We start from the raw sequence: 14928 nt of genomic DNA, 5'->3' as shown, positions 1-14928 counted from the left end.
CCCCTTTGCTTTCTGGTGCCTTTTTGTTTTTCCGCATTTATGCGGACGTCAGGTGAAACGACCTGACTGCAAAAAAAGCTAAAGTCAGATGGCCTTTTCCTCGAGCTTCAGATGCTTGAATATCTGTGCCGCATAGTCGCTGACCTCGGGCATCACCCGGCGCCTGAGCGGCTCCTCGCGGTGCGGCAGGTCCACCTTGATCTCGGCGACGACCGTGCCTGGCCGCTCCGAAAGAACCAGGATGCGGTCGGACATGAGCACTGCCTCGGACAGGTCATGGGTGATCAGCAACGTGGTCTTGCCGGTTTGCGAGATCGTTCCGGCAAAGCTGTTCTGCAGCAGGAGCTTGGTCTGCGCGTCGAGGGCGGAAAACGGCTCGTCGAGCAGGACGATCTCGGGCTTGATGGCCAGCGTGCGCGCCAGCGCCGCGCGCTGCCGCATGCCGCCCGAGAGCTGGTAGGGATAGTGGTTTTCAAAACCGGACAATTGGCAGCGCTTCAACTCGGCCATGGCCCGGTCGCGGCGTTCCGATTTCGCCACGCCGCGCGCTTCCAGCCCGAACTCCACATTCGAAACGATGTCGCGCCAGGGCAGAAGCAGGTCCTTCTGCAGCATGAAGCCGACATGCGCGTTGGGCCCGCCCACCAGATCGTCGCTGACGAAGACCTCGCCGCGCGTCGGCTGGTAGAGGCCGGCTGTCATGCTGAGGATGGTGCTCTTGCCGCAGCCCGACGGGCCGACGACCGAGACGAACTCGCCCTCGTTCACCCGGAAGCTGATGTCGTTGACGGCAACGAGGTTCTGCCCCGTTCCGGTGGTGAATTCCTTCGTGACCGAGCGAAACTCAAGCGCCATAGCCATCGACCTGGTAAGCGGCGTCAAGTTCGCGGTTCGTCGCTGCAAGCTCCTCGGCCAGCAGCGCTTCCGTCCAGTCGGTCCGGCCCGAACGCGGCGCAACGACGCCCTTCTCGGCCAATTGCCGCGCAACGGCGGAAAAATCGTGTTCGCCGGTGGCGTAGACCGCCATCAGGGCATCGGCCAGCGCGTTTTCGCGCTCATCCAGCGCGCGACCCCGGCACTGATGCGCCAGTCCGGGACGGCCCGTGTCGAAGGCGCGCTGCGAGAGGCGGTCTTTGAAGGCGTCCATCTCTACCTCCCAGTAGATGTTCAAATAAGAACATATTGTTCAAAAATAGGATGCCTCATCGCCAGACGGGAGTCAACCGCCCTCCTTTTCAGGTTGCGCGAAGAGGCTTGAAGCCGCGCCATACACGGCCTGCGCAGGACGGGAGCCACGTCCTGCACCCTCAGAATCCGCAGCGCGTTGACAGGACGGCGCTCAATCATTACAGTTATTTTTTGAACTTAAAGTTCATATTTGAACATTTTGGCAGGGAGTGAGCCCGAATGAAGATCGGCATAGCCGGCGCTGGCGTCGGTGGAATGGCAGCGGCGATCGCGTTGCAAAAGCAGGGACACGACGTCACGATATTCGAGCGCGCGCGCGCCTTCGGCCGCATCGGCGCCGACGTCAACCTGACTCCCAACGCCGTCCACGCGCTTGACGGGCTGGGCATCGGCGCGGTGCTGCGCAAAACGGCGGCCCGGCCCGAATACCGCATCAGCCGCACCTGGGACAGCGGCGCAGAAACCTCGCGCCTGCCCATGAGCACGGCCGCCGAGGAACGCTATGGCGCACCGCAACTCACCATCCACCGCGCCGACCTGCTCGCCGCGCTGGAGAATGCGCTGGCGCCGCAGACAATCCGGTTTGCCACGCAGGTCGAGGCCGCAGTGCGCAATGGAGGCGGCGCGGCCGCCATCCTGTCCGATGGCACGCGGTTCGAGGCCGATTTGCTGATCGGCGCCGACGGCATCCATTCGGCGGTGCGTCATTCGCTGTTCGGCGAGGACCACCCGCGCTTCACAGGCCTCGTTTCCTACCGCGCCGTGTTTCCCCGCGCGCGCGGCGACGGCATTCCCAATCTTGATTCCTTCACCAAATGGTGGGGCCCGACGCCGGAGCGCCAGATCGTCACCTTTCCACTCAATTTGGGCAGCGAGATCTTCGTCTTCGCCACCACGCCGCAGGAAGACTGGACCGAGGAAGGCTGGACGCTGCCGGGCGATATCGGCGAATTGCGCGCGGCCTACGCGGATTTCCACCCCGAGGCGCGCGCCCTGCTCGATGCCTGCGAAACCGTCACCCGCTCGGCGCTGCATGTGCGCGAGCCGATGGAGCGCTGGTCGGAAGGCGCCATCACGCTTCTGGGCGACGCGGCGCACCCCATGGTGCCGTTCATGGCGCAGGGCGCCTGCATGGCGTCGGAGGATGCGGTGGTGCTCGCCCGCGCCCTCGACGGCGCAACACCGGCAAATGTGGCCGGCGCGCTCAGGCGCTACGAGGCAGCGCGCATCCCGCGCACGGCCAAGGTGCAAGAGGGATCGCTCGCCAATGACTGGCTGAAGCAGGGCACGAATGCCGACTGGGTCTACGGATACGACGCCTGGGCGGCCGAACTCACCGAGGCGGCTTAGAGCGCCGTGCGTGGTTCGACAAGCTCACCATGAGGAGATTATATGGTGGCAGAACCCATCTGCAACGTCTCGGAATCAGGCTCCCTGCCAGGTCCAGCCGCCCTCATGGTGAGCTTGTCGAACCACGCATTGGATCGATGCAACGGAATGCGAACTATTGTGTCGCATACGGTGTTTGGACGCACAAAGGAAGCAGTAAGTTATTGAATCTGCGCATCTATGCGGGCGCCAGGTGATTCCACTTGGCTGCAAAATACCGTCAGGATGGGCAGCGAGCGGGACGACGGCAATCCGTCACCCCGCACCACATCAGATCTCCATCAGATCCTCGCCGACGATGATCTTGCCGGCATAGTGTTTCTTCACGCCGGCGGTCCAGCCTTCGGCGGTTTCCTCCGGGTCGAAGCCCGGCACGAAATGGTTGAGCACCAGGGTCTTGACGCTGGCGCTCTCGGCCAGCCGGCCGACATCCTCAAGCGGCGTGTGGATCGCGATGACCGCCTTCAGGACGCGCGCGATCTCCTCGGGCGACCGTCCCTGCTCGGCGAACTTCTTCTTGAACAGCGCTTCCGTGCGCTCGGCGTTGATCACCTCGTGAACCAGCACGTCGGCGCCTTTGGCCAGTTCCGCAAGCTCCGCGCTCGCCGCCGTATCGCCGCTGAACACCACCACACGGTCAGCCGTCTCGAAGCGGTAGCTGTAGGAGACGTGATGCGCCCCGTCCTTCTGCCCGTGGTTCGGGTAGTGGGTGTTCTCGATGCAGGTCACGCGGACATTGTCGTCCTCAAAGACCGGGCCGGAGGCTGTGACGTCATGGCCACGGAACAGGTCGCGCGGCGGCTTCTTGCCGCCGCTGAAGGCACGCCGCACCGCCGCGTTCGGCTCGAAATAATCGATGAAGGCGGCGACCATCGCTTCCGTTCCGGGCGGGCCGAAGGCATCGGAAGGCGCGGCGCGGCCGTTCGACCAGGCGAGCCCCATCAGCGTGCCCATGTCGGCATTGTGGTCGTCGTGGTGATGCGTGATGAAGATCTTGCCGACGCGATGGGCGCCGATGCCGGCCAGCATGAGTTGCCGCGCGACGCCATTGCCGGCATCGATCACATAGGGCTCGTCATTGACCAGAAGCACGTTGGCCGGCTGGTTGCGTCCCGGCAGGGGCGTTGGGCCGCCACCGGTGCCGAGCAGGATCAGCCGGGTTCCCTTGCCGGAAGCCGCCGGCGATCCCGCCACGGCCGGCAGCGCCGGGAAAGCTGCCGCCGCGCTGGCGGCGATGAATTTCAGTCCGGTTCGGCGTGTGATGCGCATGTTTTCTCTCCTCCTCGTGATCCTGTCGAGGCTGCGGCAAGAGTGCGGGCATGCGCAGCCTGGTGCGCCACCCCGGCCGGTCGGGCCGGGGCGCGATCTTCAGTGTCGGCTGGATGCCTTATGCGGCTTCGTAGACGATGCCGTCCGGCTCGGCGGAGCCGATCACCGTCCAGACCGTGGCAGGGGCGGCGGAGTTGTTGCGGAACCAGTGCTTGCGGCCGGCCGGCGTCTTGACCAGGTCGCGCGGGCCGAGTTCGGTCTCGACGGTCTCGCCATTCTCCTCCCAGCCGACGGTGAGCGAGCCCTCGAGGACGAGATAGGCGTCCTCCACGTCGCGGACGATCGGCTTGATGCCGACATTCGAGGGAATGCCGAGCATTTCCTTGCGGCAGGTGTCATGCTCGATGCTGCCCTGGCCGACATAGACCTTGCGGGTGAAGCCCGCCTTTTCCCAGATCGTCGGCAGCTCGTTGTGGCGCACCACATACTGGCCCATCAGCTTCTGCAGCGGGTGGCTGCCATTGCGGTCGAAGGGCAGCGTCTTGCCGGGGGCCGCGCCGAAGCTGCGGGCGAGTTCCGCCGGATGCTCCTTCGGGTGGTAGTGATAGACGGGCGGCAGCGGCTTGCCGACATCGACCGAAATCGACATCAGCACCGGGGTCACGCCGTCATTGCGGAAGCCATGGCCGATTTCGCGGGCATTGAGGATCATGTCCTTGGCGCCGAGCTTGACCTCGACGACCTCGCCATCCTTCTCCCAGCCGACGACCAGGACGCCATCGATGATGAGGAAGCTCTCCTCGATCTCGTGGCTGTGGCAGGCGGCATATTTGCCCGGCTCCTTGTGGATCAGGCTGACGGTGAAATGGTCCGGCTTCAGCGTCGACGTGTCGCCGACCTTCGGCGAACCGCCGGCGCCGATGTAGCGCATCTGGGCGCGCGCCAGATCGTCGAAGCCGGCATTCGACGGGAAGGCGTTCCAGTCGAAGGATTTGTCGGTGAAGCGGCCCGTATGGGCAGCGAGTTCCTGGGCGAGAGCCGAGGTGGCGGTCGTGTGCATCGTCATCGGATTTCCTTTCTCCTGAGTTGAGATGAGGCTAGATCAACGATGTTTTACCTGCTAGACAGCGTTTTATGGACAAAACACCACCCCTTCCGAGCCAATCCGACGACAAATACCTCGTCCCCGGCCTGATCCGCGGTCTGCAGGTTCTGCAATCCTTCACGCCGGAAAACCGCGAGATGACATTGTCCGATGTGGCGCGACGCCTCGGCACGACGCGGTCGGCAGCCTTCCGCACGGTCTACACGCTGGCGCAGCAGGGATATCTCCTGCACAATCCGCAAACCGCGCGCTACACGCTCGGGCCGGCGGTGCTGCGGCTTGGCTACGGCTATCTGGCGACGCGCGAGCTGGTGGAGATCGCCCTGCCCGAGCTTGAGAAGCTGCGCGACGCCACCGACTGGTCGGCGCATCTGGGCGTGCGCGACGGCCGCTTCGTGCTCTACATGCTGCGCGTCCCCAGCCATATGGGCCTGGCCAGCATCGTCCATGTCGGCAGCCGCCTGCCGGCCGCCGGAACGACGATGGGCCGCGTGCTTCTCGCCGATCTCAGCGAGGACGATCTGGTGCGGCTCTATCGTGATGAAACCTACCAGAACGCGCCCGGGCAAACGCCGCGCAGCCTGAGCGAGCTCATCTCGCAATGGCACCGCGACCGTGATGCGCAAGCCATCGTCCAGATCGGCAATTTCGAAACGGGGATTGCCAGCATCGCCGCACCGGTGCGCGACATCGAGGGCAATGTGGTGGCCGCCATCAACGTCACCCAGGCGGCCTCCGCCGACCGGATCGACAGCATCGAGGCCGGCGTGCGGCGGGAGGTGGCGCGCACCGCCGCCGCCATCACGCGGCTGCTGGGTGGCCTGCCGAAGCCATCCTCCGGGGATGGAGCGAGCGCCTGAAACCCGGCCGGAAATGCGAAAAAGCCGCATAATTGGGGCCGCTCTTGCAACGAGCGGCAATTTACGCTTAGATTTAATGAACAATGGGTTCAAATTTGAACAGGAGTATGATGCGTGGAACTGACTAGGCGAAGCCTGATGCTGGGTGCAATGGGGAGCGCGGCGTTGCTGTCTTTCCCGGTCAAGGGACGGGCGCAGGCCGCATTCAATTTCATCACGCCGTTCACCTTCTCGCTGGCCTTCGCGCCGGTCATCTATGCGGATGCCGCCGGCTACTACGCCGACGAGGGCCTGGAGATGAACCTGCAGGCCGGCAAGGGCGCGGCGCTCGCCGCGCAGATGACGATCGCCAAGCAGATGGATTCCGGCCGCACCGGCGGCACCAACTACATCGTCTCGCGCGTCAACAACGATGCGCCGCTGACCTCGATCGCCACCATCGCCCAGATGTCGCCCTTCTACGTGCTCTCCTCCACGGAAAACCCGGTGAAGACGATTGCCGACCTGGAGAACCGCACCGTCGGCATGGCGACGCTGGGCGGCTCGATGGAAGGCACGCTGGACCTGATGATGACCGGCGCCGGCGCATCGCCGGACAAGGTCAACAAGGTCAAGGTGGCCGATTCCGCCGCCTCCTTCGCGCTGATCGAGGCCGGCCGTGCCGGCGCTTTCCTCGGCAACACGTCGTCGATGGTCATCGCAAGTGCTGCGCGCGACGACGTGGCGGTCATGCCCATCGATGACGGCATGCCCGGCCAGGTCTATGTCGCCCGTCCCGACCAGATCGCCGAGAACCCCGACAAGTTCGTCTCCTTCCTGCGCGCCACGCACCGCGCCGCCAAGGAGATCGTCGGCGCGGAAGACCTGATGCCGATCCTCAAGACCATCGGCGAGAAGCACGACGTATCGGGTCTGAAGAACCCCGAAACGGCTCAGAAAGACCTGCGCGCCAACGCACAGAACTGGGCCTCCAAGGGCGAGGAAAACATCCTGCGCAACGTCCCGGAAGTCTGGGAGCGCGCCGTCGGCCTGCTCGCCGGCGCCAAGCTGATCGACAAGACGGTGCCTGCAACCGACCTCTACACCAACGACCTGCTCGACCAGGCCCTGAAAGCATGAAGATGGACACTGTCGCCGACATCCGCCTTGCGGGTGTCGGCAAGACCTTCGGCCAGGGTGAAAACGCCGTCCGCGCCATCGGTGATGCAACGCTCGACATGCAGCGTGGCGATTTCATCTCCCTGCTCGGTCCTTCCGGCTGTGGAAAGACCACGCTGTTGCGCATCATCGCCGGCCTGGAACGGCCGAGCGAGGGCGGGGTCATCGTGCGCGGCCGCTCGGTCTGGAGCGGCGGCAAACGGTCGGTGGAAGCCACACGCCCGGTTTCCATGATGTTCCAGGAGGCGCGCCTGTTTCCCTGGTTCACCGTGGCGGAAAACGTCGCCTTGCCGCTGCGCCTGCGCGGCGTCAAGAAGGCCGAGCGGGAGGCGCGCGCCCATGCGCTGTGCGAAACCGTCGGCCTGAAGGGTTTCGAGAGGATGCGGCCGTCGTCGCTTTCCGGCGGCATGCGCCAGCGCGCCTCGCTGGCCCGGGCACTGATCACCGAGCCGCAGGTCCTGCTGCTCGACGAGCCCTTCGGCGCGCTCGACGCGATGACGCGCGATACGCTCAACCTCGAATTGATGTCCGTCTGCGCCGAGGCGAACGTGACGACCATCCTCGTCACCCACTCGATCACCGAAGCGGCGTTCCTGTCGGACCGCGTCGTGGTGCTGGCGGCGCGGCCGGCGCGCATCACGGAGGTCATCGAGATGCCGTTCGCGCGTCCCCGCACGCTCGACCTGCAACGCAATCCCGAATTCCAGGACATGCTCGTGCGCCTGCGCGCCAGCCTGACAGGAGGCCATTGATGCGCACCGACAATTTCTTCCGCATCGCGCTGCCGACCGCGACCGTCGCCGCCTTCCTGCTCGCCTGGACGGCCTATGTGCACACCGCCGAGGTCTCGGCCTTCATCCTGCCGACGCCGCTGCAGATCGTCGCCGCGTTCATCGAACTGGTCAGCGACGCCGAGGTCTGGCGCCATGCGCTGGTCACGGTGATCGAGGCCGTCTCCGGCTTCCTCATCGCCGTCTTCCTGGGCATCACGCTCGGCATGGCGATGGCCCGCGTGCAGATGCTCGAATGGGCATTCAAGCCGTTCATCGTCTGCCTGCAGCTCATTCCCAAGATCGCGCTGGCGCCACTGTTCATCCTGTGGTTCGGCTTCGGACTGGAATCGAAGATCGTCATCGCCGCCGCGCTTGCCTTCTTCCCGGTGTTCTCGAACGCGCTGGTCGCCTTCCGCTCCGTCGAGCCCGGCGACCGCGACGTCTTCACCATGCTGCAGGCGAACCCCGTGCAGCGCTTCACCATGCTCGACCTGCCGACGGCGCTGCCCGTCGTGCTGGCCGGCATGGAGGTGGCCGTCGTCATGTCGATGATCGGCGCCATCGTCGGCGAGTTCATCGGCGGCAATGAGGGCCTCGGCTATCTCGCCGTCGCCATGCTGCAGGAGCTGCAGGTGCCGGGCCTGTTCGCCGTCATCGTCCTTCTGACGCTGATCGGCCTGACGCTCTACACGCTGATCGCCCAGTTGCGCGGCTGGCTGACACCCTGGCACGCCTCGGTGGCGAGCAAGGCGCGGGAAGCGTAGACCACGGCCGGCTCCGCCAATGCGATGGCGGCGCCGGCGCGCCGAAGCCGCTCAAAGCTTCAGGTAGCGCTCGGCCAGGCGCGCCCACATTGCCGCCCCGACCGGCAGGCTGTCGTCGGCGAAGTCGTAATGGGGGTTGTGCAGCATCGCCGAATCCACCCCGTTGCCGAGCCTCAGGAAGGCGCCGGGCTTGTGTTCGAGGAAATAGGCGAAATCCTCGCTGCCGGGGATGAGATTGCAGGTCGAGACCCTGTCGGCGCCGACGAGTTCTTCGGCCACTTGACGGGCAAACGCCGTCTCCGCCTCGGAATTGACCACCACGGGATAGCCGTGCTGGTAGTCGATCTCGACGGTCGCGCCATACCCTTCCACGACCGACCTCGTCAGCGCCGTGATGCGCTCCTCGAGCATGCGCCTGACCTCTGGATCGAAGGAACGGGCGCTGATCGCCAGCTTCGCATACTCGGGAATAACGTTGCTCGCCTCGCCGGCGTGGATCGTGCCGACCGTCACGACGGCAGTCTGGGTGGGGTCGATGCTGCGCGAGACGACCGTCTGCAAGGACATGACGAGATTGCAGGCGACGGCGATGGGATCGACCGCCAGATGGGGCCGCGAGGCGTGGCCGCCCTTGCCCTGGATGGTGATTTCCACCGTGTCGGCGGCGGCCATCATCGGGCCGGCGCGCATCAACAGCGTCCCCTCGGGGGCGCCTGGATGATTGTGCAGGCCGTAGATCACGTCGAAGGGGAACCGCTCGAACAGACCATCGGCGATCATGCGCTGCGCGCCGCTGGTGAGACCCGCCTCCTCCGCCGGCTGGAAGATGAGGGTCACGGTGCCGTTGAAACGGCGCGTGCGCGCCAGATGCTCGGCGGCGCCCAAAAGGATCGTCGTGTGCCCGTCATGGCCGCAGGCATGCATCACGCCGAGGTTCGTGCTGGTGTGGGCAAGCCCCGTCTCTTCCGTAATCGGCAGCGCATCCATGTCGGCGCGAATGGCGATGCCACGGCCTCCCTCGCCGACGGTGAGCGTTGCAACGACACCATAGCCGCCCACGCCCTCCGTCACTTCGTAGCCCCAGGCTTTCAGCTTGTCGGCGACATAGCGGGCCGTCTTCTCCTCCTGATGCGACAGTTCGGGATGCGCATGCAGATGGCGCCGAACGGCGACAAGCTCCTCCTTCCTGTCGTCAAAGTCAGAAACACTGGCGAAGGCGTTGTCCTGGAGCATGGCAAAATCCGTGAATGACGAGACAGAGGGCACGGGCCGGCCATTGCGGCCGGCCTGATGAGCAGGCGCTGGCGCCGGCTCAGAGAAAGCGCGCGAGAAAGGCTTTCGTTCTGGGGTGCTGGGGGTTGCCGAGCACGTCGTCGGGCTTGCCCTGCTCGACGATGTGGCCGTCATCCATGAAGACGACCCGGTCGGCGGCTTCGCGGGCAAAGCTGATCTCGTGGGTGACGACGATCATGGTCAGCCCCTGCTCGGCCAGGTCGCGCATGGTGTTGAGCACCTCGCCGACCAGTTCCGGATCGAGCGCCGATGTCGGCTCGTCGAACAGCATCAGTTGCGGCCGGATCGCCAGGGCGCGGGCGATCGCCACCCGCTGCTGCTGGCCGCCGGAAAGCTGGCGCGGATAGCTGTGCACCTTGTCGGAAAGTCCGACCCGGGCCAGCAGCCGCTCGGCGTTTTCGATGGCGGCCGCACGGTTTTCGCCATGCACGCCGACCGGCGCCTCGATGATGTTCTGCAGCACCGTCATGTGCGGATAGAGGTTGAACTGCTGGAACACCATGCCGATCCTGCTGCGCTGCCGGGCGATCGCGTTGGCCGACAGCTTGACCAGCCGGTCCCCCTTCAGCCGGTAGCCGATCTGCTCTCCGCCGACCATGATCGAGCCGCGGCCGATCGCCTCGAGATGGTTGATGCAGCGCAGGAAGGTCGATTTGCCGGAGCCCGACGGCCCCAGAATGACGACCACTTCGCCGGGCATCACATCGAGATCGATGCCCTTCAGCACTTCGAGGCTTTCGTAGGCCTTGTGAACGTTGCGCGCCTTGACGAGCGGTTCGGTCGTTGCGTTCATCGCGGTCAATGGCTTGCCTCCTCGGCCAGAGCCGTGGCCGCCGGCTTTTCAGCCGGCCCGTCGTTGCCCGTGCGGCGGTCGCCGCGGCTGTAGTAGCGCTCGATATAGCCCTGGCCGACATTCAGGATAGACGTGATCAGCAGGTACCAGATCACCGCGACCATCAGCATCGGGATGATCTCGAAGGTGCGATTGTAGATCGACTGGACCGAGTAGAGGAGATCGGCCATGGCGATCACGCTGACCAGCGAGGTCGCCTTGATCATGCTGATCAGCTGGTTGCCGGTCGGCGGCACGATCGAACGCATGGCTTGCGGAATGATGACGCGCCACAGGGACCGTGCGCGGGTCATGCCGAAGGCTTCCGCCGTTTCGCCCTGGCCCCGGTCGACGGACAGCAGGCCGCCACGAATGATTTCAGCCATGTAGGCCGCCTCGTTCAGGGCGAGGCCGGCAATGGCGGCCGTCATCGGCGTGATGACGGAATTGGTCTCCCAACTGGCCAGCGTCGGGCCGAAGGGAATGGAGATCGACAGCACCGGAAAGAGCGTCGACATATTGTACCAGAAGATGAGCTGAACCAGCAGCGGCGTGCCGCGGAAGAACCAGACGAACCAGGCCGACAGCGTGCTGGCCAGCCGGTCGGTCGACATGCGGGCAACCGCCAGGACAAGGCCGAGCGCGATGCCCAGCACCATGGCGACGACCGTCAGCCCGAGGCTCACATACAGACCCTGCATCACCGTCGGATCGAAGAAATACTGCCGGACCACGGGCCAGCCGAAATTCTCGTTGTTGGCGACGATCCAGGCGAAGTTGGCGACGACCGCGCCGACGGCAAGCCACAGGATCAGCCGGTCATAGCGGAACGGCGTGTGCGCGTTGGCGACGTCGCGGACGGACGCGTCGCCGGAAGGCGACACGTCGGTGGTGTGTTGCGTGCTCATTTCGGAAGCGACCCGCCCAGATTGATCCCGGGCTCCTCGAGCATGTTGTTCTCAAGGCCCCATTTCTTCATGATGGCAGCATAGGCCCCGTTGTCCATCAGGACCTGGATGCCGTCCTTGAGAATCTCGGCAAGCGGCGAGCCCTTCGGCACGACGGCGCCCTGGAACAGATTGTCGAAGCCGTTCTTCTCGCCGACGCCGGACAGTTCGAGCTGGCCGTTGGCCTGGCTGACGAAATAGGTGAGCGGAGCCTGCGAGGAGAAGAAGGCATCGGCCCGCTTCGAGCGTACCGAAAGAATCGAGCTTGGCTGGTCGGTGTAGGACTGGACCTCGATCGCCGCCTTGCCGTCGGCCTGACACTTCTCGTCCTGCGCCTTGATCACGCGCTCGGCCGAGCCGCCGGCCATGACCGCGATGCGGTTGCCGCAGGCGGTGTCGAGCGAGACAATGGCTTTCGGGTTGCCGTTCTGCACGGCGAAGACGACGTATTCCTGCACCCAGTCGACGAAATCATTGGCCTCCTCGCGGCTCTTGAAATCGCCGACCGGGCCGAAGGCGAACTGGTAGCGGCCGGAGTTGACGCCGGCGAGCAGCGCCGGCAGTCCGCCGACCGTCTCGTGCTCGATCGTCACGCCGAGCACCTGTCCCAAGGCATGGGTGAGATCGGCGCTGGCGCCCGTCATCTCCGTGCCGGTGACGATTTCATAGGGCGGGAACGAGCCGTTGTTGACCGAGATCATCTTGCCCGCCGTGCGGATGCCTTCCGGCAGCCGCGCGTGCAGGGCCTCGTCCTTTTCCAGCGCCGGAAGCGCTGCATCCTGCGCCTTGGCCACGCCGCAGAGAACGAGGGCGGCGAGCGCCGTTGAAGCGAAGATTTTCAGTTTCATGCGATATTCCCCTTTTGGTCTTGCTGTGGTCTGGACCGGCCGCAAGGGCCGGCGATGGTCGAGGCGGCGGGACCGTCAGGCCGCCTGCCCCGGGAAAAGATCCGCCGCCGCGAGACGGCGCGGCAGGATGCTCTGCGCGTACAGCTCCTCGGCGAAATCGCCGATCATCTTCTCGTTCGCCGCAAAGCCATGGTCATTCCAGTTTCGCGGCAGGTCGGCGGCGCAGCGGCGCAACTCGTCGATCATCCACGGCGTGGTGTCGGCGTATTTCTCGCGCTTTTCGAGCCAGATGCGCTGCGCCTCGCCGATCATCCGGCTGAGTTCGTCCATCACCCAGGGATGCGCGTTGGCGATCCCGGCCTTGATGCCGATCAGATGCATGCCCGGCACATAGCCGACGTCGTTGAAATAGGCGACCTCGGCGGCACGGAAATCCTCGATCACCTGGCGGAACGGCGAGCCGGCGTCGAAGAACCCGTTCGGCATGAAGGGTGTAAGGACCACATCCAGGCCGCCATCGAGCAGCAACTCAACCATCGGGCGCTCGCCGGGGCAGGCCTCGATGCGCCCCGGACGGCCGAAGCCGTCGAGCCGGTCGGCGATCGGATGCGCCTCTGTCAGCCGGCCGGCATACCATCTGGCGTCCTCGACGCCGACGCCCTCGCGCCGCAGCGCCGCGCGCGTCCAGGTGTTGCCGGAATCCCGCCAGCCGGTAACGCCGATCTTCTTTCCCTTGAGATCGGCGAGCCTGTGGATCGAACTGTCCTTGCGGGTGATGATGCAGCGATGGCGGAAACCGCGCATGATGAAATTCGGGATGCCGACAATGCTTTCGTCGCCGTCATGGCGAAGCTGGGCATAGCGGCTGAACGACGTCTCAGCAGCATCGTAGACGTCGCTCGCCGCGACGTTCGGCACCAGCGTGCCGACGCGATCCACCTTCACATCCAGCGTCGAGGAGGTCACCTCACCCAGCACGAGCGGCGTCATATAATCCCAATCGCGAAGGGCGAGACGGAGGCTGAGCTTCATTATCCGGCAATCCAAAAAAATGTCTGGTGGCCGGACGTTAAATGTTCAATTAATACGGTACAAATGCTATTATGTTACTGAACATTTAAAAGATGGCATCTGGATGAACGACGGCATCACTGGAAAATGGTTCGCGCAGCGGATTGGCGACACGTCGACCCGGGGCATCGCAATCGAAACAAGCGCCCTGATCCGCTCCGGTCGCCTGCCGGTCGGCACCCGGCTGCCGTCGATCCGCGACATCGCCTTTGAAATGGGAGTGAGCCCGGCCACCATCTCGGAAGCCTGGAGCGAGCTTCGCCGCCAGAAAATCCTCAGCGGCCGCGGCCGCAACGGCACCTGGGTGACGGGCGACCGCTTCATCGCCAAGCCGGAGCGGCTGGCCAGCGCCGGCGACTATGGCGACGACGTGCTCGACCTGACGCTGGCGGCGCCAGACCCCCGCCTGCTGCCGGCGCTCGACAAGGCGTTTGCCCACGGCATTTCGGCGGAAGGGCTGAACAGCTACAAGCGCAGCCGCATCATCCCGGAGTTCGAGAGCGCCGTGCGGCGCGACTGGCCCTATCAGGCGGAAGCCTTCCTGGCGACGAATGGCGGTTACAATGCCGTCTATGCGGTCCTGCACGCGCTCGTCCTGCCGGGATCGACGGTGGCCATCGAACATCCGACCGCCATGCGCCTCCTCGACATCCTGGAAGACCGCGGGGTCAACATCGTGCCGGTTCTCTGCGACGCGGAGGGGCCCTTGCCCGCTTCCCTGGCCGAGGCGATGCTCCTTCGTCCGGCGGCGTTCCTGCTGCAGCCGCGCCTCCACTCGGTGACCGGGCGAACGGTATCGCCCGCGCGGCTGGCCGCACTCGGCCATCTGCTTGCCGATTGCGACACGCTGATCATCGAGGATGACGGCGCGGGCGACATTTCCCCTGCCCCGCCGCAGAGCCTTGGCGGCCGCTTTCCCGACCGCACCATCCACGTCCATTCCCTGTCCAAGACGCTGGGCCCCGATCTTCGCCTTGCCGTCCTTTCGAGCACGGCGGCGATTGTCGAGCAGATCCAGTCCTACCGCAGCTTCAGCGCCGGATGGACCAGCCGCATCCTGCAGGCGGCGGGCGCCTGGCTGCTCAACGACACGGCGACACGCGCCGACGTCGCTCGTGCCCGCTCGATCTACCAGGAGCGCCGCGACCGTCTCGCGGCGGCGCTGCTCAACCGGGGGATCGACATCGGCCCGGGTGGCGGCTTGTGCGCCTGGGTGCCCGTCGCCTCGGAGCCCTTCGCCATGGTCACGCTGGCGGCCAGGAACATCGCCGTCAACCCGGGAGCCAAGTTCTCAATCCTGCCCAGCCGCCACATCCGCGTTGCGACCGCCACCCTCGACCAGTCGTATGACGAGGTCGCCGATGCCTTGATGCTGGCGAGCGCCGAAATCTATAGCGCCTAGAGAAAGCCGGAAAACAACGGCGCCAGCGC

At 65.1% G+C, this 14928-nt stretch carries 15 protein-coding genes; 6 read left to right on the top strand and 9 right to left on the bottom strand.

Annotated elements, in window-relative coordinates:
- Nucleotides 1–84: 84 nt before the first annotated feature.
- Together AB843_RS06045 and AB843_RS06040 are read right to left on the bottom strand one after the other, a co-directional pair.
- Nucleotides 85–855, bottom strand: coding sequence for an ABC transporter ATP-binding protein (locus AB843_RS06045; RefSeq protein WP_048645918.1), 771 nt, complete (start codon nucleotides 853–855; stop codon nucleotides 85–87).
- Nucleotides 845–1147, bottom strand: coding sequence for a recombinase-like helix-turn-helix domain-containing protein (locus AB843_RS06040; protein ID WP_048645917.1), 303 nt, complete (start codon nucleotides 1145–1147; stop codon nucleotides 845–847). Before AB843_RS06040 ends, AB843_RS06045 begins: the two co-directional genes overlap by 11 nt.
- Before the next feature lie 260 nt (nucleotides 1148–1407).
- Here AB843_RS06040 and AB843_RS06035 point away from each other — a divergent pair, with 260 nt between their 5' ends.
- Nucleotides 1408–2538, top strand: a complete 1131-nt coding sequence (locus tag AB843_RS06035) for an FAD-dependent monooxygenase (RefSeq protein ID WP_048645916.1) — start codon at nucleotides 1408–1410, stop codon at nucleotides 2536–2538.
- A gap of 309 nt (nucleotides 2539–2847) precedes the next feature.
- Here the strand turns inward: AB843_RS06035 and AB843_RS06030 are convergent, their stop codons facing one another.
- Nucleotides 2848–3846, bottom strand: a complete 999-nt coding sequence (locus tag AB843_RS06030) for an MBL fold metallo-hydrolase (RefSeq protein WP_048645915.1) — start codon at nucleotides 3844–3846, stop codon at nucleotides 2848–2850.
- 118 nt (nucleotides 3847–3964) lie between these two features.
- Nucleotides 3965–4912: a cupin domain-containing protein gene (locus tag AB843_RS06025; RefSeq protein WP_048645914.1), complete on the bottom strand. Its 948-nt coding sequence runs from the start codon at nucleotides 4910–4912 to the stop codon at nucleotides 3965–3967.
- A 68-nt stretch (nucleotides 4913–4980) separates the two neighbouring features.
- Here AB843_RS06025 and AB843_RS06020 point away from each other — a divergent pair, with 68 nt between their 5' ends.
- The 4 genes from AB843_RS06020 (at nucleotide 4981) to AB843_RS06005 (ending at nucleotide 8506) form a co-directional block, all read left to right on the top strand.
- Nucleotides 4981–5811: an IclR family transcriptional regulator gene (locus AB843_RS06020; RefSeq protein ID WP_048645913.1), complete on the top strand. Its 831-nt coding sequence runs from the start codon at nucleotides 4981–4983 to the stop codon at nucleotides 5809–5811.
- Nucleotides 5812–5925: 114 nt separating this feature from the next.
- Nucleotides 5926–6930, top strand: a complete 1005-nt coding sequence (locus tag AB843_RS06015; protein ID WP_244467904.1) for an ABC transporter substrate-binding protein — start codon at nucleotides 5926–5928, stop codon at nucleotides 6928–6930.
- Nucleotides 6927–7721 carry an ABC transporter ATP-binding protein gene (locus AB843_RS06010; protein ID WP_048645912.1) on the top strand — a complete coding sequence of 265 codons (795 nt, stop codon included), beginning with the start codon at nucleotides 6927–6929 and terminating at the stop codon, nucleotides 7719–7721. Before AB843_RS06015 ends, AB843_RS06010 begins: the two co-directional genes overlap by 4 nt.
- Nucleotides 7721–8506: an ABC transporter permease gene (locus tag AB843_RS06005; protein WP_048645911.1), complete on the top strand. Its 786-nt coding sequence runs from the start codon at nucleotides 7721–7723 to the stop codon at nucleotides 8504–8506. The genes AB843_RS06010 and AB843_RS06005 overlap by 1 nt, the downstream gene beginning before the upstream one ends.
- A 51-nt stretch (nucleotides 8507–8557) precedes the next feature.
- On the opposite strand, the gene AB843_RS06000 is transcribed toward AB843_RS06005, so the two are convergent.
- From AB843_RS06000 to AB843_RS05980, 5 genes are all read right to left on the bottom strand, one after another.
- Entirely contained in the window at nucleotides 8558–9739 is a 1182-nt protein-coding gene (locus tag AB843_RS06000; RefSeq protein WP_048645910.1) for a M20 aminoacylase family protein, read from the bottom strand.
- A gap of 79 nt (nucleotides 9740–9818) precedes the next feature.
- A complete protein-coding gene (locus tag AB843_RS05995) occupies nucleotides 9819–10592 on the bottom strand; it encodes an amino acid ABC transporter ATP-binding protein (RefSeq protein WP_048645909.1) in 774 nt (257 codons plus the stop codon).
- 5 nt (nucleotides 10593–10597) lie between these two features.
- The gene (locus AB843_RS05990; RefSeq protein ID WP_048645908.1) at nucleotides 10598–11539 is read right to left on the bottom strand and encodes an amino acid ABC transporter permease; all 942 of its coding nucleotides are present in this window, start codon (nucleotides 11537–11539) and stop codon (nucleotides 10598–10600) included.
- Nucleotides 11536–12426: an ABC transporter substrate-binding protein gene (locus AB843_RS05985; RefSeq protein WP_048645907.1), complete on the bottom strand. Its 891-nt coding sequence runs from the start codon at nucleotides 12424–12426 to the stop codon at nucleotides 11536–11538. The genes AB843_RS05990 and AB843_RS05985 overlap by 4 nt, the downstream gene beginning before the upstream one ends.
- Nucleotides 12427–12501: 75 nt before the next feature.
- On the bottom strand, nucleotides 12502–13458 hold the full coding sequence (locus tag AB843_RS05980) for an ABC transporter substrate-binding protein (RefSeq protein WP_048645906.1): 957 nt from the start codon (nucleotides 13456–13458) through the stop codon (nucleotides 12502–12504).
- 103 nt (nucleotides 13459–13561) lie between these two features.
- On the opposite strand from AB843_RS05980, the gene AB843_RS05975 reads away from it, so the two are divergent.
- Entirely contained in the window at nucleotides 13562–14899 is a 1338-nt protein-coding gene (locus tag AB843_RS05975; protein ID WP_048645905.1) for an aminotransferase-like domain-containing protein, read from the top strand.
- Nucleotides 14900–14928 lie beyond the last annotated feature (29 nt).

Source organism: Nitratireductor soli (genome assembly GCF_001050155.1).
GTDB lineage: Bacteria > Pseudomonadota > Alphaproteobacteria > Rhizobiales > Rhizobiaceae > Nitratireductor > Nitratireductor soli.
This window is presented reverse-complemented; position numbering and strand designations above follow the sequence as displayed.